This window comes from Asaia prunellae JCM 25354, assembly GCF_000613885.1.
Classification (GTDB): domain Bacteria; phylum Pseudomonadota; class Alphaproteobacteria; order Acetobacterales; family Acetobacteraceae; genus Asaia; species Asaia prunellae.
Genome location: NZ_BAJV01000024.1, coordinates 1 through 24,897 on the forward strand (window position 1 = coordinate 1; position 24,897 = coordinate 24,897).

General features: G+C 57.1%; 22 protein-coding genes, 1 tRNA gene and 4 pseudogenes. 14 read left to right on the forward strand and 13 right to left on the reverse strand.

All coding sequences use genetic code 11. From position 1 onward, the window contains the following. On the reverse strand, positions 1-2,071 hold a 2,071-nt coding region (mutS, locus tag JCM25354_RS14895), incomplete at its 3' end, for a DNA mismatch repair protein MutS (protein WP_035448066.1). A gap of 166 nt (positions 2,072-2,237) precedes the next feature. Then, positions 2,238-3,796 (reverse strand): annotated as a pseudogene (murJ, locus tag JCM25354_RS19430) (murein biosynthesis integral membrane protein MurJ). Positions 3,797-4,198: 402 nt separating this feature from the next. Between murJ and JCM25354_RS14905 the strand changes: the two are divergent. Next, on the forward strand, positions 4,199-4,858 hold the full coding sequence (locus JCM25354_RS14905; RefSeq protein ID WP_025886639.1) for a LysE family translocator: 660 nt from the start codon (positions 4,199-4,201) through the stop codon (positions 4,856-4,858). On the opposite strand, the gene JCM25354_RS14910 is transcribed toward JCM25354_RS14905, so the two are convergent. Beyond that, the gene (locus tag JCM25354_RS14910) at positions 4,845-5,351 is read right to left on the reverse strand and encodes a glutathione peroxidase (protein ID WP_408734997.1); all 507 of its coding nucleotides are present in this window, start codon (positions 5,349-5,351) and stop codon (positions 4,845-4,847) included. The genes JCM25354_RS14905 and JCM25354_RS14910 overlap by 14 nt on opposite strands. 210 nt (positions 5,352-5,561) lie before the next feature. Between JCM25354_RS14910 and JCM25354_RS14915 the strand changes: the two genes are divergently transcribed. Then, positions 5,562-6,803 carry a NupC/NupG family nucleoside CNT transporter gene (locus JCM25354_RS14915; protein WP_035448061.1) on the forward strand — a complete coding sequence of 414 codons (1,242 nt, stop codon included), beginning with the start codon at positions 5,562-5,564 and terminating at the stop codon, positions 6,801-6,803. 84 nt (positions 6,804-6,887) lie between these two features. Further along, positions 6,888-7,799, forward strand: coding sequence for an MIP/aquaporin family protein (locus tag JCM25354_RS14920; RefSeq protein ID WP_025886642.1), 912 nt, complete (start codon positions 6,888-6,890; stop codon positions 7,797-7,799). 78 nt (positions 7,800-7,877) lie between these two features. Here JCM25354_RS14920 and JCM25354_RS14925 read toward each other — a convergent pair whose 3' ends face one another. The 5 genes from JCM25354_RS14925 to hemC are packed head-to-tail and all read right to left on the reverse strand — an operon-like array spanning position 7,878 to position 12,254. Further along, entirely contained in the window at positions 7,878-8,588 is a 711-nt protein-coding gene (locus tag JCM25354_RS14925; RefSeq protein WP_025886643.1) for a TylF/MycF/NovP-related O-methyltransferase, read from the reverse strand. Positions 8,589-8,612: 24 nt separating this feature from the next. Further along, the gene (locus JCM25354_RS14930) at positions 8,613-9,578 is read right to left on the reverse strand and encodes an NAD(P)H-dependent glycerol-3-phosphate dehydrogenase (RefSeq protein WP_025886644.1); all 966 of its coding nucleotides are present in this window, start codon (positions 9,576-9,578) and stop codon (positions 8,613-8,615) included. Then, a complete protein-coding gene (locus JCM25354_RS14935) occupies positions 9,578-10,408 on the reverse strand; it encodes a 23S rRNA (adenine(2030)-N(6))-methyltransferase RlmJ (RefSeq protein WP_025886645.1) in 831 nt (276 codons plus the stop codon). The genes JCM25354_RS14930 and JCM25354_RS14935 overlap by 1 nt, the downstream gene beginning before the upstream one ends. Before the next feature lie 6 nt (positions 10,409-10,414). Beyond that, positions 10,415-11,143, reverse strand: a complete 729-nt coding sequence (locus JCM25354_RS14940; protein WP_025886647.1) for a uroporphyrinogen-III synthase — start codon at positions 11,141-11,143, stop codon at positions 10,415-10,417. Beyond that, positions 11,136-12,254: a hydroxymethylbilane synthase gene (gene hemC / locus JCM25354_RS14945; protein ID WP_408734998.1), complete on the reverse strand. Its 1,119-nt coding sequence runs from the start codon at positions 12,252-12,254 to the stop codon at positions 11,136-11,138. Before hemC ends, JCM25354_RS14940 begins: the two co-directional genes overlap by 8 nt. Before the next feature lie 79 nt (positions 12,255-12,333). Between hemC and tsaD the strand changes: the two are divergent. From tsaD to JCM25354_RS14960, 3 genes and pseudogenes are all read left to right on the forward strand, one after another. Beyond that, positions 12,334-13,403 (forward strand): annotated as a pseudogene (gene tsaD / locus JCM25354_RS19435) (tRNA (adenosine(37)-N6)-threonylcarbamoyltransferase complex transferase subunit TsaD). Positions 13,404-13,470: 67 nt separating this feature from the next. Further along, complete coding sequence (locus JCM25354_RS21210) at positions 13,471-13,665, forward strand: hypothetical protein (RefSeq protein ID WP_025886649.1); 195 nt, start codon at positions 13,471-13,473, stop codon at positions 13,663-13,665. Between the two features lie 128 nt (positions 13,666-13,793). Continuing rightward, a tRNA-Ser gene (locus JCM25354_RS14960) sits at positions 13,794-13,883 on the forward strand. A 167-nt stretch (positions 13,884-14,050) separates the two neighbouring features. Here JCM25354_RS14960 and secB read toward each other — a convergent pair. After that, the gene (gene secB, locus JCM25354_RS14965) at positions 14,051-14,569 is read right to left on the reverse strand and encodes a protein-export chaperone SecB (protein WP_025886650.1); all 519 of its coding nucleotides are present in this window, start codon (positions 14,567-14,569) and stop codon (positions 14,051-14,053) included. 228 nt (positions 14,570-14,797) lie between these two features. Between secB and JCM25354_RS14970 the strand changes: the two genes are divergently transcribed. The 5 genes from JCM25354_RS14970 to JCM25354_RS14990 all read left to right on the forward strand — a co-directional run bounded on the left by JCM25354_RS14970 (position 14,798) and on the right by JCM25354_RS14990 (position 19,844). Continuing rightward, a complete protein-coding gene (locus JCM25354_RS14970) occupies positions 14,798-15,481 on the forward strand; it encodes a Tim44/TimA family putative adaptor protein (protein ID WP_025886652.1) in 684 nt (227 codons plus the stop codon). Positions 15,482-15,566: 85 nt separating this feature from the next. Then, positions 15,567-16,721 carry a murein transglycosylase A gene (gene mltA / locus JCM25354_RS14975; RefSeq protein WP_051537445.1) on the forward strand — a complete coding sequence of 385 codons (1,155 nt, stop codon included), beginning with the start codon at positions 15,567-15,569 and terminating at the stop codon, positions 16,719-16,721. Continuing rightward, complete coding sequence (locus tag JCM25354_RS14980) at positions 16,721-17,581, forward strand: DNA-methyltransferase (RefSeq protein ID WP_025886655.1); 861 nt, start codon at positions 16,721-16,723, stop codon at positions 17,579-17,581. The genes mltA and JCM25354_RS14980 overlap by 1 nt, the downstream gene beginning before the upstream one ends. 121 nt (positions 17,582-17,702) lie before the next feature. Then, positions 17,703-19,193 carry a cytochrome-c peroxidase gene (locus tag JCM25354_RS14985; RefSeq protein WP_025886656.1) on the forward strand — a complete coding sequence of 497 codons (1,491 nt, stop codon included), beginning with the start codon at positions 17,703-17,705 and terminating at the stop codon, positions 19,191-19,193. Between the two features lie 45 nt (positions 19,194-19,238). Next, entirely contained in the window at positions 19,239-19,844 is a 606-nt protein-coding gene (locus JCM25354_RS14990) for a Smr/MutS family protein (RefSeq protein WP_025886657.1), read from the forward strand. 18 nt (positions 19,845-19,862) lie between these two features. Here the strand turns inward: JCM25354_RS14990 and JCM25354_RS14995 are convergent, their stop codons facing one another. Beyond that, the gene (locus JCM25354_RS14995; protein ID WP_148301556.1) at positions 19,863-20,987 is read right to left on the reverse strand and encodes a hypothetical protein; all 1,125 of its coding nucleotides are present in this window, start codon (positions 20,985-20,987) and stop codon (positions 19,863-19,865) included. 75 nt (positions 20,988-21,062) lie between these two features. Then, positions 21,063-21,964 (reverse strand): annotated as a pseudogene (gene hemF, locus JCM25354_RS19445) (oxygen-dependent coproporphyrinogen oxidase). Between the two features lie 216 nt (positions 21,965-22,180). Between hemF and JCM25354_RS19450 the strand changes: the two are divergent. Then, positions 22,181-23,065 (forward strand): annotated as a pseudogene (locus JCM25354_RS19450) (S-methyl-5'-thioadenosine phosphorylase). A gap of 41 nt (positions 23,066-23,106) precedes the next feature. Here JCM25354_RS19450 and JCM25354_RS19455 read toward each other — a convergent pair. Then, positions 23,107-23,436, reverse strand: a complete 330-nt coding sequence (locus JCM25354_RS19455; RefSeq protein WP_025886659.1) for a hypothetical protein — start codon at positions 23,434-23,436, stop codon at positions 23,107-23,109. A gap of 17 nt (positions 23,437-23,453) precedes the next feature. Beyond that, positions 23,454-24,128 (reverse strand): dienelactone hydrolase family protein, encoded by a 675-nt coding sequence (locus tag JCM25354_RS15015; protein ID WP_025886660.1) that lies wholly within the window; start codon positions 24,126-24,128, stop codon positions 23,454-23,456. A gap of 47 nt (positions 24,129-24,175) precedes the next feature. Here JCM25354_RS15015 and JCM25354_RS15020 point away from each other — a divergent pair, with 47 nt between their 5' ends. Together JCM25354_RS15020 and groES are read left to right on the forward strand one after the other, a co-directional pair. Next, positions 24,176-24,442, forward strand: a complete 267-nt coding sequence (locus tag JCM25354_RS15020) for a DUF4169 family protein (protein WP_025886661.1) — start codon at positions 24,176-24,178, stop codon at positions 24,440-24,442. A gap of 138 nt (positions 24,443-24,580) precedes the next feature. Continuing rightward, the gene (groES, locus tag JCM25354_RS15025) at positions 24,581-24,871 is read left to right on the forward strand and encodes a co-chaperone GroES (RefSeq protein ID WP_025886662.1); all 291 of its coding nucleotides are present in this window, start codon (positions 24,581-24,583) and stop codon (positions 24,869-24,871) included. Positions 24,872-24,897: the final 26 nt, after the last annotated feature.

Consider the following 24,897-nt stretch of genomic DNA (forward strand, 5'->3'; position numbering starts at 1 on the left):
TTGAGCGCCCGCGCGCCAGATCATCGGCAGCGCCTACACGCGAGAAAAGGCGATCCACAATACCGATTCGGGCTTTCTCGGCTGGAACAGGCAGACCGGCCTGAGCCAGAATGACAGCCAGGGCTGTCTGACGAAGAAAGGTTGATTTGCCAGCCATGTTCGGACCGGTCAGCAGCATGACACGCTGGGCAGGAGGAAGATGGCAATCATTGGGAATGAAGCGCGAGGCACGTCCCAGCGCAGCCTCCACGACCGGATGGCGACAGGATATGAGCTCGAAAGCATGGTCCTGTGTCATTTCCGGACTACACCAGGCGCCTCCCAAAGCGAGCTTCGCACAGCCTGTCAGCACATCAGCCATGGCAAAGAGTTCTGCCAGTTCAGGCAGAGCCGGATGGGCAACGGTCTCTGCGACGAGAGAAGCGAACAGGCGGCGCTCTATCGCTGCCGCGCGATCAGCGGCTTCAAGGATAGCCCGATCAAGCTCCAGCAATTCGTCAGTTGTGAACCGGACGAGATTGGCTGTTCCCTGGCGAAAGGAAAGCTCGGGCCGCTCACGCAGTCTGGTACCGTGAAGTGCAGAGGTCTCGATGATATAACCGAGCTGGGCGTGATGCTTGATCTTGAGGGTAGCAACATTGAACTGGTCGGCATAACGCTGCTGCATTGCCGCAAGCGTACGTTTACTGTCGTCGCGCAGGCCGCGATACCGGTCAAGATCGGGGTCAAACCCGGTCGCTATGGCGCCACCATCCTCGATACGGGCAGGGAGACTCTCCGCAAGGGCCTTTTCCAGCGTGTTGAGCAGGCTGTCTGCGCGGCCATACAATCCGGCAAAAAGCTGCCGGATCAGGGCAGGGGTTTGTTCTGTGCAGAGTGGCTCCAGTACGGTGACCAGCGCATCCGCTGCCTGAAGCAGGTCGCGGGTTGCGGCCAGATCGCGAGGCAAACCACGCCCTGTCGAAAGACGACCAAGAGCACGGGCCAGGTCGGGTGCCTTACGCAGCAGAGGGGTGAGCTTGTCGATCAGCCCGGGCTGATCTGCGATCCAGCGCCACGCTGCCTGACGCTCCTGGATGAGCGGGAGAATGGTTGAGGGTGCTGCAATCAACTGGGCCAGAAGGCGTTGCCCGGCGGCGCTGACGCAACGATCAACCGCTGCAAAAAGCGTATGGGTGGTTGTGCCGTCTCGCGCCTGGATGAGATCAAGACTGGCGCGTGTCGCCGGATCAAGACCCAGTGTTTCGGAATCTCCGCGGCGCAAGGGACGGGCGATGCGTGGCATGCTGCCTGCCTGACTGCGCCGGACATAATCAAGAATCAGAGCGCCGGCACGAATTTCTTCGTCCGTGAAATCACCAAGGATGGTGAGCTGAGTGACATCAAAAGCCTGTGCCATGCGTGAGCGCGCCGGTTCAATGCCAGGCAGGGCGATGTTCGGGGCAACGCGCGCTGAAAACGGTTCTGGAACAAGAGCGGGATCAGCCAGGATTTCCGAAGGATCAAGCCGTGCAAGCAATTCTTCGATCTGGTCCCGGGAAAGCGAGGCCGTTTCGAAAGAGCCGGTCGAGATATCGATCCAAGCGGCGCCACAGGGAGAGGAACTGCGTGTTTTTTTTACCGGACCTGCCAGAGCCAGAAGAAGGTTCTGTCGGCCTGCTTCAAGTAATTCTTCCTCGGTCAGCGTTCCGGGCGTAACGAGGCGTACGATGGCGCGCGCAAGAGGGCCTTTCTGCGTGGACTCGCCCGGTTTCCGGGCTTGCTCGGTCTGTTCCGCGACCGCCACGCGAAAGCCTCTGCGTATCAGCCGGGCCAGATAGGCCGGGGCAGCGGCAACCGGTACGCCGCACATCGGAATAGGGGTGTCATTATGTTTGCCGCGGGTCGTCAGGCTGATGTCGAGTGCCATGGCAGCTGTCTCCGCATCGGCAAAAAACAGCTCGTAGAAATCACCCATACGAAAGAAAAGAAGGGCATCAGGCTCCTGCGCTTTAAGCGCGAACCACTGTGCCATTGCCGGAGTTGCGCCCTCGGCAGATGGGATAATGCCTGTGATCTCCGGGGCGGTCATGATGGTAAAACTCGACGCATGAAAATAATTCTACCTGCGCCCTGTCCCGCTGTGAACACCCTGTCATGACCATGGTGACGATCGCCGGGTCGTCTATGATAATTTCGCAACGCTTGCCGGTCGTAATCAGATAACCGGACGTACAGGGCACGCCCGGAGAGGCAATCTATCGGTCCTGGGGCTGTTTTCGACGCAGGAGGCGGCCCATCAGACGTTCCGGATGGGCGATACCGAAAGCCCGGAGCAGAGCCAGATAGACAATACCGGCCACCCCCATCAGGATACCCAGCATGGCAGCCCGGATGAGCCCATGCCACATGACCAGGCCCGGAGCGACAAGCCGTGTGAGGGTGAGTGTCACGACGGCCATGAGGAAGGAAGCTGCGATAATACGTATCATGCGCCGCATCACGTCACGATTGGGGCGGAAGACTGCGCGTTTGTGCAGAATGATCGCGAGGAAAGCCAGATTGACCATTGCGGCGAGCGTGCTTGCCAGTGGGGGGGCTATATGGGCCAGCGAGCGGTAAAGCAGCAGATTGAGCGCAAGATTGAGTACAATGGTGAAGAAACCGATTCTGACCGGCGTTCTGGTATCGCCATGAGCAAAAAAGCCGGGCGACAGAACCTTGATCAGGATGAATGCAGGCAGGCCTAGTGCGTAGGCGCGCAGGGACTGAGCAGAAGAAAGAGCATCTTCAGTGGTGAATTTGCCGTAACCGAAAAGCGTCGCCATGATTTCAGGGGCCAGCGCCAGCAGGCCAAAACATGCGGGAAAGGTAAGAATTGCCGCATAATCAATGGCTCGATTGAGAGTCTGCTGTCCTCCTGCATCATCCCGAGCTGCAGCATGACGTGTAAGCACTGGCAGAAGGGTCGTGCCGGCCGCGGCACCCAATACCCCCAGCGGAAGCTGATTGACCCGGTCGGCGAAATAGAGCCAGGAGATCGACCCCGCAGGCAGCAGGGTCGAAATAAGTGTATCGACCGTCAGATTAAGCTGGGTTGCGCCTGAGCCGAGCAAGCCTGGCCAGAGACGGCGCAGCATGTCGCGCATTTCCGGTGTCAGGCGCGGTTTGGGGAGGGAGAGACGCATGCCGGCGCGCCTGACTGACCAGAGCAGCAGTCCCAGTTGGACGAAGCCGGATACGGTGATTCCTATGGCGGTCCAGGTGGCCGTGTCATGAAAGACGAGCGCACCCAGCAGGATGGCGCCAATCCCGACGATATTGAATGAGACATAGCACCGGCAGCCATCGAGAACCGGTGCAATCCGTTCAGTACGCCCGCCACAAGGGCCGCGGTACAGATCAGAATGAGATATGGAAAAGTGATGCGTGTCAGATGTACGGCCAGCTCGAACCGTCCGCCACCATGATCGAAACCCGGAGCGATCAGCTCGATGATCCAGGGCATGAAGACTTCGCCCAGTATCGTCACCCCGAGAAGCCAGGCACTCAGGCACCCGAGTGCTTGCGATGCAAAACGCGTGGCCTCTTCCTTGCCGTGAGTAGTCAGACGCTCGGTAAAAAGCGGGACGAAAGCGGCGTTGAAGGCCCCTTCGCCAAAAAGACGCCGGAACATGTTCGGCAGGCGAAATGCAATCTGATAGGCGTCCTGAACAGGACCAGCGCCCAGAAATGCTGCCAAAAGCTGGTCGCGCACCAGGCCAAGAATACGGGACAGCATGGTCCAACCACCGACGGTGATCAGGTTACGGAGCATTCCGGGCTTCCAGTCTAGAAACAGATATCGCAGATGCCGTCTCTTTAGACGCAAGCAGCCGAGAGTGCCATGGGAATGCAGCGTCGGCAGCAATTCAGGGTGATGAAGCCGGTTCGGCTATGACAGAGCGACGTCAGAATGCTGCGCGGGGAGTGAAGTCCTGAGTTCTGTGAAAACGGGATCTTGCTATGCCGGGGAGGAGGAGCATGAGGATTGATCGGGGACACTGGAGAGTATCAATTGCGATTTTGTCGCATTTCTCGAAGAAACAGCTGCGTGCTGCGACATCAGGCTGTATGAAGGCCCGGCGTTTCCATCGCCCAATGTGGCCTTTCGCGACTTGATTCCCTAGTGAATGGTTTCAGGCGTCTGGCCGCAACAGACCGATCAAGGCAGAAAGCTATGAGCCCCATTGTTCTTTCATTAACGAGCTTCGTTCTTGCTGCCGGCGTGTTCACACTTGTGCCGGGACTGGATACTGCTTTTGTACTGCGCACCAGTACCGTTTCGGGGACACGTACCGGATTTTGCGCCGCGCTGGGTATAACTCTCGGGCTTTTCGTCTGGGGGCTTTGCGCCGCTTTCGGTCTGACAGCCTTGCTCGCTGCGTCGAAACTGGGGTTTCTCGCTGTCAAATGGATAGGCGCTCTCTATCTGTTCACTATCGGTGTGAGGCTGTTGGTCCAGCCCCGTCATTCGGCACAGCCCGAAGAAGGCGAAAAACGTATCAACAGACAGACAGGAATGCAGTGCTTCCGTCAGGGATTGCTGACCAATCTGCTCAATCCCAAGGTTGGTATATTTTTCATCACCTTTCTGCCTCAGTTCATCCCGCATGAGGCAAATGTGGTAACCTTCTCCCTGCTTCTTGCCGGTATCCAGGTTCTGCTTACACTGACCTGGTTTTCTCTCTTGATCATGATGACCGCGCCGCTTGGCGCTTTCCTGTCGCGCCCGCGTACGGTCAAGGTGCTTGATCGTGTCACGGGATGCGTATTCGTGGCATTCGGTCTTAGATTGGCGCTTGAGCGTCAGGCTAAGGCCGGTTTCAGCGATCCATGACCGCACGCAGGACCGACGCTTTCAGGCGTTCGGAATCAGGAGAGGTGAGGGGGGTAAACCAGGTGATCAGCTCGCCCTCGCGAGAGATGAGGTATTTGTAGAAATTCCAGCGCGGACGGGCAAGTATACCGCCTTTTCTGGCAATCCATTGAAAAAGCGGTACAGCTGCCTTGCCTTTCACATGGGATTTGGTTGCCATCGGAAAACTGACGCCATAATTGCGTGAGCAGCTTGTCTGGATTTCTGCGGCGGTTCCCGGTTCCTGCTGACCGAAATCATTGCTGGGTACACCAAGTACGACCAGACCGGACTGCCCATATTCGCTCCAGAGATACTGCAGCCCTTCATACTGGGGGGTGAAACCACACTTGGAAGCCGTATTGGCGATAAGGACAGCCTTGCCCCGGAAATTTGCCATCGAAATGGGTTTGCCGCACAGGGCGGGTATGTCGAGATCGTAGAAATCGCTGGTCATGATTATCGGTCGCACCATGTCATTATTCCGGGTCATTAGTCCGGTTTCAGGAGTGTGGCTTTCTGCTGGACACTCTGCAAGCTTGCAGACACATTGTCTCTTTACGGTCCGGAAATGGTCCATGCTTTGTGCTGGCACTGATCCAGTCCGGATCGTAGTTGATGAAAGAGAGTTCCTCCTGAAGCGAGCCAGTCGCGGCAGGGGCATTCATGGAATGAAAGTGCCTTGATGTCGCTGCGCGGTCTGATCGGTATTGCAGTGCTGGTCGCGCTGGGTGTTCTGCTGTCAAGCAACCGGAAGGCGATCAACTACCGCCAGGTGGCCCTTGCCTTGTCTTTGCAATGCGCCATCGGCGCTCTGGCACTTTTCGTACCCTGGGGGCGGCGGCTTTTCGGGGCTTTGGCTGACGGGATCGGTGATGGTCTCGCCTACGGACAGGTGGGAACGCATTTTCTCTTTGGCGGGCTGGTGAGTTCCCGCATGGAGGGACTTTTCGGTCAGGACGGTTTTGTCTTCGCCTTTCAGGTACTGCCGGCCATCGTATATGTGTCGGCTCTTATTGCCCTGCTCTATCACTGGGGTGTCATGCAGATGATTGCCCGTATTCTCGGGCTGGGGCTGCGTTATCTGCTTGGCACAACGGCACTTGAATCATTTTCCGCAGTCATGACCGTGTTTCTCGGGCAGAGTGAAATGCCTGTCGTTTTACGTCCCTATCTGGGCAAACTGCGACGGTCGGAACTGTTCACGATCATGAGTTCCGGCACGGCTTCGGTCTCCGGCTCGGTACTGGCTGGTTATGCCGGGCTTGGCGTCCCGATGCACTATCTTCTGGCGGCCTCTTTCATGGCAATTCCCGGAGGACTGCTTTTTTCCAAGTTACTCTGGCCAACTCCGGAAGACTCTTGTGACCGGCATGAGCCTATGCCGCAGGCTGAACTGGAGACAAGCGGTGTGTTTGATGCCCTTGCCGAAGGAGCGATGAGTGGCGCGCGGGTGGCCTTTGCTGTTGGGGCCGTGCTGGTAGCTTTTGTCGGGATTACGGCGCTTCTCGATGGTATTCTGCATGGTGTGGGTGTGTGGCTGCATATGCCGGATCTGAGGCTCTCGACCGTGCTTGGTACTCTCATGGCACCGCTTGCGTGGCTGATTGGTATCCCCTGGTCTGAAGCCTTTCTGATCGGGGGGTTTTTGGGGCAGAAAATCGCGTTCAATGAATTTGTGGCTTATGTCGGACTCTCGCCTCTGATCCATGCCCATGCACTCTCCATGCATGACCTGGCGATCGTCTCCGTGGCGCTATGCGGTTTTTCGAATTTTTCGAGCGTCGGTATTCTTATTGGTGGTTTTGGCAGTGTCGCTCCTGAACGACGGGTGGAAATTGCTGCCATTGCCTCGCGCTGCGTGATCGCAGGAACATTGTCCAATCTGATGAGTGCCGCCATCACAGGGCTTTTTGTTGCTGCCTGACGTGTCGCGGTTCAGATGATGTCAGCGTGATGCGCCCCGTGGGGCGGAACGTTCTGTTGTGTCATGTGGAGGTGGTGCGGGTTCATGGAAGAGCAGAGGGCAGCCGGGCAGGCGGCACACGAGCTCTATCCTCACCCGCATGATCGGCCTCTTTCGGGTCGTCCAGCAGCAGGGCGCCTGCTGCATCCCCGGCTGTATGTCTGTGAATTCTGTGCCACGGCCTTGTTGATGATTGCTGGTGTATGCAGCAATGTCGCTCTTGGCTCGCCGCTCAGTCCGGTCGCGAGAATGCTGTCAGACTGGCCCAATCTGCTCAGTGCTCTAGAGGGGCTCGCGTTTGGCTTGAGTGCCACATTGGCCGCTTTTTCCCCTTTCGGTCGGGTTAGTGGCGCGCATATGAGCCCTTCAATCAGCCTGGCTTTCTGTCTTGGCAAACGTTTTACACCGATCGATATGGTCTTCTATATTCTGGTGCAGCTTGCCGGGGCAGCTTTTGGCGTCGGGATGGTGGCTCTGTCGGTTCTCGTCTGGCCAAGCTGGGGCGCGTGGTGCGTCGAGGCACATTTTGCCTCTACTGTCCCGTCACCTTTTGTGCCTCCCTGGTGGGCATTTGTCGGTGAACTCAGCACAACGGCCATTCTCGTTGCGGTGGTTCTGACTTTCAGTGCTCACTCGTCTCTGCGTCCGTTTGCCGCCTGGATGACAGGACCGGTCTTCTTCTTGCTCAATCCGTTCGAAGCCTGGCTGTCTGGGGATAGTACCAATCTTGCCCGCAGTTTCGGGCCCGCCCTGTTTTCAGGACGCTGGCAGGACTTCTGGGTCTATATATGCGGTCCTTTTATGGGGGCCTTGATCATGGTGCTCCTGATCAGGGCCGAGGCATTTGGCCGTCTTCATCTTCATGAAGCGCGTCTCAGTTATTTTGGCCATGAGGGTCGTGCGCCCTATTTCTGGCCGAGACTGTTTCGCCGAAGAAAGCAGATGTGGCATGATTGACAGATAGACGATCGCCTGTACCGGCAGATGTGTTCCTTCCGGTTAGGGACTGCATGACCTTCCGGAAGGAGGCACGGATTACGCGGTATGTGCGCTGCGTATGATCATTGCCTGAGTGGTGGGAAGTTCGATGACATGTTCCGGTTTGTCTGCGAGGAATTCGGAGAAAGCCAGAGAGACGCCGTCTATGATCGAATAATCATGGGTCAGTATGATACCGCCCGGAATCATTCGCGGATAGAAATAGGTGAGTCCCGCAAGGGTGGCTTCGTAAAGATCGACGTCAAGATGTACAAAGCTGTACCGTTCCTCTCCGAGACCGGCAGCCGAGTCCGGAAAAAAGCCGGGATGGAAGACCACATTCTCATAACCGGAGAGTTTGCGCTCTACACTTTTCAGGCTGCCATTGAACTCGCCTTTGACAAATACCTTGCGCTCCTTGCCCTTTGGGGCGGGCAACCCCTCGAAAGTATCGAAGAGATGGAGCGTGCGATGTGCCTTGACCATGCAGAGCAATTCGGCAGAAGCCCCACGATAGACCCCAAATTCGGCAAGATCGCCCTCATAGATCGCCTGGGCCTGGGCCAGCTCGTGCAAAATGAAGGCTTCATCACTGCTTAACAGTGAGTCGGTATCTGCACGGGCCTGTTTCAGGCGGCGCAACGTAACCGGATGTTTATGTCCACCCAGCAATTTCATCTGTATCGCGCTATGCACCCCGAAAGTCAGAAAGCTGACGAAGCGATTCCGGCTGACAAAGCGGCGCATGGCCTCGTTACGCATCCACATGATTATGTCCTTTTCGGCTTCTTGTTATTCGACCGTGATTGGCCGTTCGAGTAGAAGACGCCTGGCCTGAAGAAGGTCGATCTCGTGATTCAGAAAGGCCGAAACAGTTTCGACGATCGGCATTGCAATTCCCAGTTTGCGTGCGGTGGCAGTCAGGGCGGGTGCCGTGGCAACCCCCTCTGCGACAGTGCTTCTTGATCCGAGAATGTCAGTCAGGCGTGCTCCTTTGCCCAGTTCAAGACCAAGACTGTAATTGCGTGATCCTGCGCCCGTGCAGGTCAGGATCAGATCTCCCAGCCCGCTCAATCCGGAAATCGTGCTGGCACGACCACCCATGGCATCGGCAAGTCGGCCGATCTCGACAATAGCGCGGGTAATCAGCGCTGCGCGGGCATTCTCGCCGAGTCCTGCCCCGATGGCGATACCGGCACCAATCGCGATGACATTCTTGGCCGCACCCGCAATCTGAACGCCGGTCGGATCGTCACTGGCATAGAGCCTGAAATAAGGCGATGACAGGAGCGAGACATAATGGCGGGCTTCATCAAGCGAATCTGCTGCGATTGTAGCAGCTGCAGGAAGTCCCCGGGCGACTTCGATGGCAAAATTCGGACCGGAAAGAACAGCTCCGGGGCGTGCCGGCTGCGCGCGCCTCAGGACATCGAGAGGCAGGGCGCCGGTTCCAAGCTCCAGTCCCTTGCAGCAGGCGATGACGGGGGAGGTGGCGGACAGTTTCGGGGCTATCTCATGCAATGTCTGCATGGGGACAACGACCAGCGTCAGATCGGCCTGATCAGGCAGAGTCGAGACGATTTCCACGCTATCCGGCAAGGTGATATCAGGAAGACGTGGCAGGTTTCGGCAGTCTTTTGGCAATGCAGAGCGTGACCAGAGAGACACCTTTGCCCCGGCCCGTGTGGCGGCACAAGCCAGGGCGATACCCCACGCTCCGGCACCTATGACGGCGATATGAGGCGTATGGCTGCTCATTATTCCTCCACGATCTGTCTGATTTCCACACTACCCTCGCCATCGGGCGCGAGTATCGGCAGAAGGGCATCGAGCAGGGTCTTTGCCTGTTCATCAAAATGATAGGGAGGGGAGGCGACCAGAAGCCCGCAACCATTCAGTCGTGAAGGATCGGTCGGTGAACGCAGCAGAAGGGAGCAATCCAGAAGATCGCGTAATCCAGCATCGCGCAGGGTATCATGAAATTGCCTGACCGGGGCACGATGCTTGATCGGATACCAGGCCGCGACAATACCCATGGGGAAGAGCTTTCGGCTGGTCCGGATCGCCTCGGCAAGTGTGTCGAACTCATCCGTTTTCTCGAAAGGAGGATCGATCAGGATCAGCCCCCGCTTGAGGTTACGTGGTGGCAGAAAGGCTTTGAGAGCAGTGTAACCGTCTCGCTCATGTACAGCCACCTGATCTTTGCGCCTGAAGTTGTGTCTGAGAATTGTAGCGTCTTCAGGATGCAGCTCACAGCAGATCAGACGGTCCTGTTCTCGCAACACAGAGGCAATGAGGCCAGGTGAGCCGGGATAACGCATCGGCCCGAGGGCCTGTATGCTGTGCAGATAGTCGACCAGCTCGACCGGTCCTTCTGGAATCGTGTCGAAGCGACCAATTCCATCGCGCCATTCACCAGTTTTGCGGGCCTCAACTGAATCCAGATCATAGGTGCCGCATCCTGAATGCGTATCAAGAACCAGAAAGCCGGCTGGTTTGCGGAGGAGATGACGCAGAATGACGAGCAGAAGCCCGTGCTTCATCATGTCGGCAAAATTGCCAGCGTGGTAGGCGTGGCGGTAGTTCAAGGCGCGTTATGCCTCCGTATGATCTGTGCCGGGAAGGGGGCCAAGAAGTGCGAGAAGAGCCTGTTGCTCTGGCGTTGAGGCAATATCGATCTTTCTGAAAGGGGCCGTTCTGAGCGTCTCGCCAATATGCGGAGACAGTGCAAGAGCCCGAACAGACTCTAGCAGGCTGCGCTCAGGGCCGAAAGCATCCAGAAATGCCCTGGCGGTAGCAGCGGAATAGAACAGGATTGCCGCAACATGACCTTTTTCAATCAGTGAGCGTGACGAGCTATCCAAAGGGCCGACAGGCTGGCTACGATAGACGACACGGCGGGTCACCTGCCATCCCATTCCCCTGAGCCGATTTGCGAGATCGTTTCCCAGATTCCGGCCTGTGGCGAGAAGCAGCCTGTGTGGTTTTTCAGTGTGGCCGAGATGGTCCAGCAGGGAATGGGCTGTACCCGAAGCATGGTCGACTGTGGTGAAACCCATCATGCGCGCCCGCTCTGCAGTACGGGCGCCAACGGCGGTCAGAGGTGTTGAAAGAGGTATTCCGGAGCAGAGCGACTCAAGACTCTGGCCGCTCGTAACAATGATCCGGTCAATCTTGCCGACCGGTTTCATGGGGATGGGGGAGATACGGAGCATGGGGGAGAGATGGGGCTCCCACCCAAGACGTCTGAGAGCTTCACACGTATCACTCAGACCCGGTTCCGGCCGGGTGACCAGAACCGTACGGGATGGGCTGTCAGCCATGATCCTGGAAGATATCATCCGGCGAATCAGCGCGGAGTGACAGGCCCAGTTCGCGCCCCAGACGCAGGGCTTCTGTAGGTTCACCGCAGATTTCGCGCTGTAGATGGAAGGAGCCGTCTTCTCTGGCGACGAGCCCGGTCAGCACCAGCTCGCGATCACCGAAATGTCCCCTGCCATGAGGCTGCATTTTCGTGCGCAGACGGGCGTATCCCCCTATCGGTGTACGACAGGAGCCATCAAGGACTTCCAGAAGGGCTCGTTCTGCTGTTGCAACGGCGCGTGCTTCCGGGTCTTCAATGGCGGAGAGCAGATCGAGTAATTCGCGATCCTCTTCACGCACGGTGACACCGACAATGCCCTGACCAGCAGCGGGAATCATCAGTTCGGGATCGAGAATCAAATCGGCCCGATCTTCCATACCGAGCCGCCTCAGCCCTGCCAGGGCAAGCAGTGTGGCATCGCAGGCACCGCCGGCCAGTTTGTCCAGACGGGTCTGTACGTTTCCTCGCAGCAGACCGAAACGCAGATCCGGACGGCGATGCAGCAGCTGGGCCTGACGTCTGACCGAGGCGCAACCGATGCTGGCGCCAAAAGGCAGGGCATCGAGTGGAGAATGTCCCTCTGCGACCAGAGCCTTTGCCTTTTCACGCAGGGCCGGGCTCAGAATCAGCACATCACGGGCGTCTTCACGCTTGAGCGTGCAGGCCAGCGTCAGCCCGGCGGGCAGGGTGGTTTCGAGATCCTTGAGACTGTGCACGGCAAAATCGATTTGACGTGCCAGCAGGGCTTCGTGGATTTCCTTGGCAAAGAGTCCTTTACCACCGATTTCAGAGAGCAGTCGTGACTGGACCTGATCGCCGGTCGTATTGATCGGATGTTCCTGAAAGGCCCCCATGTCACGCAGAAGCGGACAAAAGCGCGTCAGGCGTGTCAGAAAGGCCCGTGTCTGGACGAGCGCAAGAGGAGATCCACGAGTGCCGACACGCAGGGGCAGGGAATGACGGGAGGTTGGTGGATGAGGAGAGGCCTGACGGCGCATGGCTTCAGCAGCGACCTGCTGCAATTGCAGGCTCTGGGACATAAGCGCGGCGGGCATCGTCGTCTGTTTCATGGCTGATCTTGCTACTCCAACGCGTGATCCGTGAAAAGAGATGGCTCGCCTCATACGAGGCATCGCGTTATCAGGGGGGATGGCGATTTTTTCCTTAACGGCACCTGTTCTTGCGATTGAAACGAGTTGTGACGAGACGGCTTGCGCGATTCTGGATCCCCAGGGGACTGTCCTGGCAGAGACCGTGCATACCCAGGCGGGACATGCGGATCTGGGGGGGGTCGTCCCCGAGATCGCAGCACGTGCCCATCTGGCGTTACTGCCAGGAATTGTCTCGGAAACGCTTGAGAAGGCGGGGCTGACGCTGGGTGAAATTGGTGCTTATGCAGCGTGTACCGGACCCGGTCTGATCGGTGGTCTGATTGTCGGCAGCAACTATGCCAAAGGGCTTGCAATAGCGGGAAACAGACCGTTCATCGCGGTCAATCATATTGAGGCGCACGCTCTCACGGTTCGTCTGCCCGGGGTGGCTCAGGCCGAGATTAAATTTCCGTATCTTCTCCTCCTGGTTTCTGGTGGCCACTGCCAATGTATTGCCGTACGCAGTGTCGGCAGTTACGAGAAACTGGGCGGTACGATTGATGATGCCGCCGGGGAAGCCTTCGACAAGGTCGCGAAGATGCTTGGTCTGGGCTGGCCAGGCGGGCCGGCACTCGAAAAACTCGCGCGGGAAGGGCCCCTGACGCAGTCTCCCTGCCACGTCCGCTGATAGGACGTGAGGGCTGCGATTTTTCTTTTTCCGGCCTCAAGACCGCTGTGGCGCGACAGATCGCTCCTTACGGTATGGCAGCATTGCCGTATGCAGTTGCTGCAGATCTTGCTGCAAGTTTTCAGCAATGCGTCTGCGATGTCATGGCCGATCGTGCTCGTCATGCTCTGGCCCTGCTGCCTGATGCCCGGAGCCTGGTCGTGGCAGGTGGGGTCGCAGCCAACGAAACCATCCGCAAGGCGCTTCAGGCCGTTGCAGAATCTGTGGCAATTCCTTTTGTTGCCCCGCCTCTGCGTCTGTGCACCGATAATGCCGTGATGGTCGGATGGGCGGCGATCGAAACCATCAGAACCTACCAGGAAGCAGGCAAAGCCCTCGAAGACGGTATCCTGGCCGCACCGAGACCGCGTTGGCCTCTTACTGAAATTGATGCGCCCTGACGATGCGATCTGAGAGTCTGAAGCAGACCAGATTCTGTGAATTCGGAAACGAAGAAAGAGGTGCCTCGTGACAAGAGATGATGACGCCTGGTTCAATACGGACGAGAAGGCGAATGAAATTGAGCGGAGAGCAGGAATTGCAGAGCCACGTCAGGTCAGGGGGAGCGTGCTGCGCTCCATTATCCTCCCTTGTCTCGTTTTTGGTGTCTTTCTGATTCTGGTCTTCTGGTGGATCATCCAGAGTTTTCATTTGCTGGGCTAGAAGTCCTGTCAGGTGGGACGGTCGTATGGAGCGTGCTGTCTTCTTCGGTTCCCCTCTTGCACCGCGATCGGAAACAGGGCAAAGAGGCGGCTCTTGCCGCAAGGAAGCTGTTCGTTCTTTGTGATGCGGGAGAGGTGGCCGAGTGGTTGAAGGCAGCGGTCTTGAAAACCGCCGTGCGTGCAAGCGTACCGTGGGTTCGAATCCCACCCTCTCCGCCATATTTTTCAGAAAAACAGATAGTGAATCAGGATCGCGCCATGCGCGTTTCATGCTCTGGACAAGTGTGCCAGCAGAGATGTTCTGATTTTTTGGGGGGCAGGATGTATTCCGGCTCTTGCAGGCCGGTTTCTTTACCGGGCGGAAAAGCCGCCCGGTGAGAATGAGTTCAGGCGTTGCCTGCGGTTTCAGGGAATTGCTGGGCCCGTTTGGCCTGCCACAAGGCGACAAAATCAATGGGCTGCAGCACGATGGGCGGGAAACCACCATCACGTGTCACATCGCTGATGATGCTGCGGACATAGGGGAAGATAAGGCGCGGCACTTCAACGAGCAGGATGGGTTCGATGAGCTCTGCCGGTGCATCGGTCAGCGTGACGATAGCGGCGTAGGTCAGCTCAGCGATGAAGACGGTGCGACCTGTTGCGCCACCTTCCGTCTCTGGCGATTCGGTTGCTTCGGCGCGAATGGCGAGAGCTACTTCAAATACGGGCTGCGCTTCTTCGAGGCGGTTGGCCTGTACGTCGATATTGACCGAAATCTGCGGGGCAGAACGGAGGGTTGCGAAAATTGCAGCGCCTGCCGGAACCTCGAAAGACAGATCTTTCGTGTATTGCAGATTGACTGACAGAGGCAGTGCGGGCGGAGCGCCCTGTTCGGTTGCCGGGTTCTGGGCGTTATCGGACATGGAGCCTCGCTAATCAGAGTCGTGAACACGCAGCCGAAATCGACTGCTGTTAGTGCCCCCAAGCCGGTAGCATGATCATCAGCACACGCCAACTCTCCGTGATATTATGTGCCAAAGTGATCATGATTCGGGACTTACGCGTTACCCGGGTGTTGTGCGGTTGTGAAAGCCGCTCTACCAAGGGGCCATGCCCTTCGAGACCGAGAATAGCAAGAAGCTGAAATTGTGATGTCTTTTCTAGCGAATATTCCATACGACATCGTCATCTTTGCGTTGTTGAGCCTTGTGCTTGTCTGGCGACTGCGCGCCGTACTTGGTCGTCGTGTCGATGTTGAAGGGCAGGCCACAGTGGCTGTTCCCATTCCCCGCTCGCAGGAGCGAGCCGGTGCATTGCCTCCTGTCGTTGAAGAACCGAGTGCTCGTCTCGACATCCCGCAGCCTGCCACACGAGTTGGTCAGATTCTTGGCGAAATTGCTTCGTCCCAGCCCGGTTTCAAGCCTGAGTTCTTCCTGCAGAATGCGCAGAAAGCATTCAGAGAGGTTGTAACCGCATTTGCCGAGGGTAATCGTTCGACTTTACGCACCTATCTGACAGCAAGTGCCTTTGCAGGTTTCGATGCTGCCATTACCGCCCGTGAAGCCGCTCAGCAGAAACAGCGTACCGAGATTGTCGGGATCAGCAGCCTTGCGATTGTCGACGCTTTTTTCAGTCACATCAATGGTCATGAAAAAGCCCGGATTGATGTGCAGATCATCTCGCGCCAGATCAGTATTCTTAATGATATCGACGGCCAGCCTCTGGTCGGGACGGAATCCGTCACGGAGTTTTCGGATCTCTGGCAGTTCGAGAGTGAAAGCGGCCGTGACCTGCCACCTTCCATGTGGCATCTGGCTGCAGCAAGAGCCGCCTGATCTCTGGTGGTCGACTGGCTTCGTTCATGATCGACCAGCGTTCCCATGCTGCGTCTTGCAGGGCGCATGAAAAACCCGGTTTGCCATGAATATTGTTTCTCGTTTCTCTTTCGGGCTTGGCCTGGTCCTTCTTGCCTCCTGTGCCGAGCCGCAGCCAGAGCGTTCGCTTGAGCTGACCCCGGTTACCTATGCCATGCTCGATGGCTGGACAGCTGAAACGCCCCAGACCTTGTTGCCAATTCTGCGTGCCGAGTGTCAGCGCCTCATGCGACTGCCGCCGGAAACCCATCTTGGAGGGGTGGCGCAGACCATTCCCAATGGCAGCAGTGCGGGCGACTGGGCAGGTGCCTGTGCCGCCCTGCAGACTGTTCCAGCCGATCCCCAGTCAGCACGAAGCTATTTCGAACAATGGTTCGCGCCTTACCTTGTGTCCGACAATGCTCTCTACACCGGTTATTACGAGCCACAGATCTACGCTTCAGCTGTCAGGCAGGGAGAGTTCCAGACACCGCTTTACGCCCAGCCCGACGATCTGGTGCGTACAAAGGACACGGCTGGCGACTGGGTGACAGGCCGTTGGGATAACGGCAAATTTGTTCCTTATTACACACGTGCCGAAATTGATCATGGTGCGCTGGACAACCGCGGGCTCGAGATTGCCTGGCTGCGTTCCCCTGAAGATCTTTTCTTCATGCAGATTCAGGGTTCGGGTCGTCTCGTCATGACAGATGGGTCTGTGCGGCGAATGGGTTTTGCTGCCAAAAACGGCGCACCTTATGTGCCCATCGGTCGCATTCTGGTAGCCCGTGGCGATATGGCAGCCAGTGATGTGTCGCTCCAGACGCTCAGAGCCTGGCTTGCCGCTCATCCTGATCGTGCTCAGGAGCTCATGGAACAAAATCCTGATTATGTGTTCTTCAAGCGGATTGACACCATACCGCTCGACAGGGGCGCGCCAGGTTCCATGGGGATCCCGCTTACACCGGGACGGTCGGTTGCGATCGATCACAACATTTTGCCCATGGGGGTCCCGGTCTGGGTGGAAGCACAGATTCCGCTTGCCCGGGGTGGCGAGGGACGCTGGACCCATCTTACCTTTGCTCAGGATGCGGGAAGCGACGTCAAAGGAGCGGGGCGGGCTGATCTCTTTACCGGCTGGGGAGATGAGGCTGAACACGTTGCCGGCAAGCTGCGCAGCCATGGACGTATGATCGTTCTCCTGCCTCATCCACCCGCCTGATGGGTCAGGAAAAAGTCAGGGCAAGGCGGGAAACAGTCGGTCGTCATGCCCTGATACGGGGCGACGCTGTGAACGTTATGCGTCGTATGGAGACCAGTTCGGTTGATATCGTCGTGACATCACCGCCCTATAACATCGGGGTTGCTTATCGAACCTACAAGGACAGTCTGGCCGAGCAGGATTATATTGGCTGGATGCGGGGGGTCTGTACCCAGATCGCCCGTGTTCTGAAGCCTGACGGATCGTTTTTTCTCAATATTGCAGGTTCGTCATCACAGCCCTGGTTGCCCTTCGAACTCATTACCCGGCTGCGTGACCTTTTCGTTCTCCAGAATCATATTGTATGGATCAAATCCGTCTCCATCGACGAGAAGACCTATGGCCATTTCAAGCCTGTCAATTCGTCACGCTTCGTTAATCATAATCACGAGCACGTCTTTCACCTGACGCATGAAGGGGATATCAGGGTGCAGCGCCTAGCTGCCGGGGTGCCCTTTACCGACAAGACCAATATCAACCGTCGACGCCACGCAGTGGATCGGCGTTGTCGTGGCAATACATGGTTCATTCCGTATGAAACGGTCAGGCATCGCCGCGAAAAATTCCTTCATCCCGGTACTTTTCCTGTCGCTCTTCCTGCGGCCTGCATGACACTTCATGGCTATCATGAGGAAAGCGTTATCCTTGATCCGTTCATGGGTACGGGCACAAGCCTCGTCGCGGCCCAGGAACTCGGGGTCAAAGGGATCGGAATCGATATCGATACGCGGTATGTCGCAGTTGCCCGTCGCAGACTTCGTTCGGTTCTGGATGGAGGAATTGACGAAGAGCAGGAGTCACAGGCTGATGAAGGGCCATGAGCATCCCGCATCAGGAGAAATCTGCCTCTGCTGGATCGGGCAAGGAAAGAGATAGCTGATCAGCAGCATTTTTTTGACATAAAGAGTCGCAAGCCCCATTGATGAACAATCTGTGTTCACAATGGGAGAAGAACGGTTGTCGGAAGCTGCCGCCAAAAAGAATATCGTCAGGAAGGCATTTGCGGGACTGATTGTTGCAGGCGCACTCGCCTATGGTGGCACGATTGCCTATCTGACCCATTTTGATCATCAGGGCGTGCCAAAACTGCCTACCAGCAGCCCTACCTGGCATGACCCGAAAGCACTGGCTGCCTTTAACGTCTTTCAGGAGACGCGGTGTGATTATTGTCATACCCGCACGGCCAATCTGCCTTTCTACTTCAGACTGCCTTTTGCCAATCAGATCATGCAACGCGATCTCGAAGCCGGCCAGCGTCACTTCCGTATCGATCCGGTCATTGCGGCTTTCCGGGCTGGCAAACCACCATCGGTAGAGCAGCTTTCGCGTATCGAGGAAGTTGTACGTCAGAACCGTATGCCGCCCGCAGCCTATCTTCTGATGCATCCTCATGCCTACATGACCGAAAAAGCGCGAAGCGATGTACTGGTCTGGGTCGCGGATCAGCGTCGACGCTACTACGCAACGCCGGGCGTGGCGCCGCAATTCGCGGGTGAAGTCATTCAACCGATCCCGGAAAGCCTGCCGGTTGACTGGGCAAAGGCCGAGCTGGGCCGCCAGCTCTTTTTCGATCGTCGTCTCTCAGGGGATGGCAAACTGAATTGTGCGAGCTGTCATGGTCTTGACAAGGGGGGCGTCGATAATCTTGTAACTGCGACGGGCATTAACGGGCAGAAAGGCCCGATCAATGTGCCAACGGTCTATAATGCCGTATTCAGCATTGCACAGTTCTGGAATGGGCGTGCGGCCGATCTGGCTGCACAGGCTGCAGGCCCAGTGACCAATCCTGTCGAAATGGGTGCGCATGACTGGCAAAGCGTGGCGCAGATTATTGCGGCAGTACCGGAATATCAGACGGCTTTTGCCAGTCTTTACGGTGCTGATCCGATCAGTCAGCGTACCGTGACCAATGCCATAGCGGAATATGAAAAGACCCTGATCACACCTGACAGTCCTTTTGATCTTTATCTGAAGGGCGATAACACCGCGATTACCGCCCAGGAAAAACGAGGTTACGAACGCTTCAAGGCAATTGGTTGTTCCGGCTGTCATAGCGGCGTTGCCGTTGGAGGAGACGCTTATGAGATCATGGGGCTGGAGGGACCTTATTTTTCGGATCGCAAATCAGCGCTGACGGATGTCGATTCAGGCCGTGAAAGCTTTACCCATGCGCTGGAGGATCATCAGAAGTTCAAGGTGCCCAATTTGCGTAACATCGCGTTGACGGCGCCCTATTTTCATGATGGCAGCGTTGCCACTCTCGACGATGCCGTGCGTTTGATGGCGCGCTACCAGACACCCTATCCTGATCTTTCCAGGAGCGATATCGATGATATTGTGGCTTTTCTGAAGACATTGACTGGTAGATATCAGGGGGTGCCGCTGCAACAGGTTGTCGCAGAGCCACCGCTCAAGGCGCCACAAGCGCAATAAGTCTCCCGGTCCGGGGTTTCGGCTGCGCGATGAAAAGGAAAAACAGTGGTTCGTCGCGATCTGAGCTCCGATGAGGAGAGCCTGTGGCAGGCCTTCGCCCGGACTATTCTGCCATTGCACAGACGTCGCAAGGCGGCATCCGGAACGCGCAAGGCAGTTTCCTCGTCTGCCATGTCACAGGAAAAAGCAGGTGCCCCTGCACCCCATAGGGAAAGAAAAGACGTCAAGGAGGCCCCGCTTCTTACCGTGCGGGAAGTGCTGCGTCCTGCTTCACCTGCAACGCGTCCTGCCAGAATGCTCGATCGTCTTGAAATCAATGGTCGTCAGCCAGGGCTGGATACGACGTCATGGAATGCTCTTTCTTCCGGCAAGATGAAGCCGCAGAAGCGACTTGATCTTCACGGGCATTTTGCACAGGACGCATTTTTCAAGCTGCATCATTTTCTACACGCTTCAAGCGCACAGGGAGTACGCTGCGTCGAAGTCATTACCGGTCTGGGAAGCGGGCAGGAGGGAGGCGTTATCCGTCAGGAACTGCCACACTGGCTGGAGCGCGGTGATCTGCGCCCGCTTATCCTCGCCGTGGTACATACGCATAAAAGAAACAAGGGTGCAGTCCGCATCCTGTTGCGGGCCCGTCACCGGGTCTGATCACGGCAAGAAAAAATATCAGGTGGGACGTGTTTCCTGGCCCTGACGCCATCTGGGCTGGTTGTTATTGATCCAGCGACGCAGGGCAAGCAGGGCGGTGAGTTCGGGTTCGAGCTGGTTCAGCAGGGGAGCTGCTTCAGCACCTGCTGTGACAACCAGATGCTGCGTATCATTCCAGCTTTTCAGGGCAGGATCCATGATGGCCTCCTGCGAGGCATGGCGCCATCGCGCGATTGCCAGGGGAGGAGTGAGCATGGGCATTGCCAGGACCAGGGCTGACGCGGCGGCATTGGCAACAGCCTGCCATGCCTGGAACAGGGGACCGGACGGCGCGCGATCGCGCGCCATATGATAGGTTGCCTCGAAATCAGGGACACCCGCGATAACAGGGCCCGAATAGAAAATCGGCTTTATACCCTGAGGGGCTGCTGCAATATCGGCTGACAGATCGTCACCGGGGCCGGGTGTAAGCTGAACAGCATCGACCTGACCGTTCTTGAGAGCCTCGAATGCGGCTTCTTTCGTTGCGTAGCCAGAAACAGGCAGAGGATGAAGGCCAAGCAGAGAAAGGCCCAGCAGGCTTGTCAGCTCGACACCGGTCGGATGGGAAACAGCCAGACGTACCGGGCGATCATGGAACAGACCGCTGAGCCGGGATCGGATAGTCCGATGAAGCTCGCCACGGGCCAGAGTCACGACTGGGCGGCGTGCCACGATCAGCGCGGCCCAGCGGGAAAAATCGAAATGCACACGTGCGTCGCCGGAGAGCGACGCGATCAGGGCCGCGCCGGGGGCAAGAATTGTCGTGCCGCCGTCTGCTTCTGGGCTGACCGTGTCGAAAAGATTGGCAGCGGTCACTCCGTCGCGACCCATATCATAATGAGTGGTAACAGGTCCCGATGTAGCCAGACCTCTGGTGAGGGCCGCTGCTAGAATTGGGGCAACCTGCCCCGGCAGGGAGTCAGGACCACCGCCGACGATCAGCCGGGGCGCATCGATCATGGAGGAGGATTCGGCGCGATCAATGTCTTCCCAGGCACGGGCAGGGCAGATCGCGGCCAGATTGGAAGCAGCAAGGGCAGAGAGAAGCGTGCGACGGCTCAGGAGAGGACCGGTCGCGTGAGGAGACATCTTGGTGCGCACTTCTTTCCCTTTATCGCCGGATCGTCCGGCTTGCGCCTTAAGCCAGACGAATACGGCCAAATCGTGACCCTGCAATCAGGGCCATTTCACCTCTGGAGGCATGCTCATGAGAATGGCTTCGGTGTTACCACCGGTTTTCAGTCCGAACACTGTACCACGATCATGAATGAGATTGAACTCGACATAGCGTCCGCGACGGATGAGCTGGGCTTCCCGCTCTGCTTCGGTCCAGGGCTGCATCATGCGTCCGCGCACGGCACGCGGGTAGGCTTCATAAAAGGCCAGGCCGACATCCTTGGTGAAGGCAAAATCCTTCTGAACATCGCTGCTGTTGAAATGATCGTAGAAGATACCGCCCAGGCCGCGCGGCTCGTTGCGTGATGCAGGTAGAAATATTCGTCACACCATGTCTTGAAGCGGTCGTAATAGCTTGGGTCATGACGCATGCAGGCGTCATGAAAACTCTTGTGGAAGGCGGCTGCATCTGCCTTGGCTTCCTCGCTGTCCGGGAAGATGGGCGTGATATCGCCACCACCGCCAAACCAGCCATTGCTGGTGATGATCATGCGCGTATTGAAATGTGCTGCGCTTACATGCGGATTGCAGGGGTGGGCGACAAGGGAAACGCCGGTTGCAAAGAAACGCGGATCCTTGTCGGCGCCTGGCATGTTCTTGCGGAATTCGGGCGAGAATTCACCCCAGACGGTCGAGACATTGACGCCAACCTTCTCGAATACTCTGCCACGCATCACAGACATGACACCGCTGCCATGGAGTGTGCTGTTCTCGTCTTCGCTTCTGTTCCAGGCTGTGCGGACAAAGCGGCCAGCCTCGGTCTTGTCGCGCAGAACAGGAGAATTACGGGCTACGGCCTCGTCTTCTATTGCTTCATAGGAAGCGCAGATCCTGTCGCGCAGTGTCTCGAACCAGTGCCGTGCAACTTCTTTGAGAGAATCATGGGGCACATCGTCACGAATGAGGGCGCGAAAGTTTTCGGGTTCAAGGTCTCGCTCATCGCAGGCTCCACGTTCTGTTTCAGCCGGTCTTCCGCCGACCCGAATTCATGACACTCTAACAAAAGAGGGTCGCCTAGACCATGATGAGCGGGATGAAAACACGGACAGGTTGCGAAGCCTGCCAAACTGGTGTTCCTGAGCGTTCCATCGGCGACCAAGCGAAAAGGCAGTTTCTTTATGAGCGAAAATCTGACGATCGAACCTGTAATCGGCCTTATTGGCGGTTCGGGTCTGTATGACATTGACGGGCTGGAAGACAAGGAGTGGCGACGCGTTGAAACGCCTTGGGGCGAGCCTTCCGACGCCTTGCTTTTTGGGCGTCTGAACGGCGTGAAATGCGTGTTCCTGCCGCGTCATGGCCGAGGCCATCCTATCCCGCCTTCTGATCTGAATTTCCGGGCCAATATCGATGCCCTCAAGCGTTCCGGCGTGACGGATATTGTCTCTCTTTCTGCAGTCGGATCGCTGCGGGAAGATCTCCCCCCCGGTCGTTTTGTTCTGGTCGATCAGTTTATCGACCGTTCATTTGCCCGGGAAAAAGCTTTTTCGGGCGCGGATGCGTGGCGCATGTCGGGATGGCAGATCCTGTTTCGGCACGCATGGGAGATGTGATTGCTGAACAGGCCGAAAAGATCGGTGTGGAGATGGTACGTGGCGGGACCTATCTTGTCATGGAAGGGCCGCAATTCTCGACCCGCGCCGAGAGTGAGCTTTATCGCCAGTGGGGATGCTCGGTGATCGGTATGACGAACATGCCTGAGGCCAAACTCGCCCGTGAGGCTGAAATGTGCTATGCTTCTATTGCCATGGTGACGGATTACGATTGCTGGCACGACGACCATGATTCGGTGACTGTGGATGCTGTTGTTGCTGTTATGACTGAAAATGCTGCCAACGCGCGCGCTGGTAAAAGCCATTATTCCGGAGCTCGGGAAAAAACGGGGGCTTTGCCCATCGGGCGCCGAACGTGCGCTTGATCATGCGATCATTACCGCACCGTCGGCCCGTGATCGCCAGTTGCTTGAGAAACTCGATGCGGTAGCTGGTCGCGTTCTGCGCTAGACTGGTCTGGCGGGGGAAGAGGATCGCCCCCGCCTTTATGCTCAATGTGTTTCATTTTCCTTTTGAGGGAAGTGATCATGATCCCCCTGGTCAGTCTGCCGCTCCGGAAATTCCCCCAGATTTTTCTGGATTTCGGCCTCTTCGATCTGCACGTCAGCCAGTTGCGGCTCAGGCAGGGATGAGACCGGGATTTCACCGGCATGGGGGTTGTCCTCCATGCCGATGATCTCGGCAGCTTTTTCCCGGTAGACTTCGGGACCGCAATCAGGTCTGTCTTCGGCTTCCCAGAGCTCGCGCGACTTGGCTTCAATGCGTTTGTCACGTTCGGGACTGTCAACAAGGGGATTGAGAGGCGTTGTTCTCGACGACATTATTCTGGAATCCAGTGTTACAGATGGGTGGCGAAAAAGGTTACGCTGCGTGCATGAGCCAGATCGCGGGCATTCTTGTTGAAGCTTGGGCGATCCTCGCAGCCAAAGCCGTGTCCAGCCTCGTCATAGACAAAGATTTCTACCTCGGGCCGGTTCTCACGGATCGTCGTGATATCGGTGTGGGGAATATGATCGTCTTCTCCACCAAAATGGAGCTGGACAGGGCAGTGAGGCTTTTCATGGCTTTCTGCTGCAATGCCCCCGCCGTACCAGGCTGACGCGGCTGCGAATTCGCGTGTGCGGGTGGCAGCCTGCCAGGCGACAAGTCCGCCCCAGCAGAAGCCGATGATGCCGGGTTTGCCGTGGTCATGCCTGTTCAGGGCATGAGCGCTCGCCGTGATATCGGCCAAAATGGCATCCGGAGAAATCCGGGCCCGGAGGGCCAGTCCTTCTTTCATGCCCTGGGCATCATAAGGCAGCACAGTGTCACGCTGCGCACGATCAAACAGGGCCGGCGCAATGACATGATAGCCGTGATGCTCTGCCAGTTCGTCGCAGACTGCCCGTATGTGATCTGTCAGGCCGAAAATCTCCTGCACTACCACGAGGGCGTGTCTGGCAGACGAATCTCCTGCTTCGTAAGCCGAAAAATGGTGTGTATCTGCTGCTGTAAGCGTTATCAGGCGTCCCATGGAACGACCCTCCGTCTTGTTCATTCCAGTCAGGATCAACGATCACCATGACAGAAATCGTTAATCTTCGTCGTGTGCGCAAACGTCTGGCACGCGAGAAGGATGCTCTTGCAGCAGAGCAAAACAGGGTTCGGTTCGGCCGCACCCGGCAAGAGCGTCTGAAATGTGATCTTGAGAGAGACCGCCTGCTGCGTGAGGTGGATGGTGCGAAGCTGGAGCAATCCGTTCCGGTTGAGACAGTGGAAAAGGTTGCCATGGCTGCGGGCAATGACGCTTCGGTGAAAAGTGACGTTTGTGGGGGTTCTGACACTTGACGCCAGCAATAGGCTCTCTTACCTGTTTGGCACTCTCTTAAAGGGAGTGCTAACGCGCTGCGGCTTAGCGGGCGCGCAAACCGGCGGCGTTGCTTCTGATAAAGGGCGTCGCCTTAGAGAAAAGTGGAGCGATCCATTATGACAAATTTTCGGCCTTTGTATGACCGCGTCGTCGTCCGTCGCCTTGAGGGCGAACAGAAGACGGCCGGTGGTATCATCATTCCGGACACCGCCAAGGAAAAGCCCATGGAAGGCGAAATCGTCTCCGTTGGTTCCGGCGCACGGAATGAGCAGGGTCAGGTTGTGGCACTGGACGTCAAGGCTGGCGATCGCGTGCTGTTCGGCAAATGGTCCGGCACCGAGGTGAAGATCAACGGCGAAGAGCTGCTGATCATGAAGGAAAGCGACATCATGGGTGTGATTGGCTGATTTCCAGCCTCCCCATCGTCGCAAAC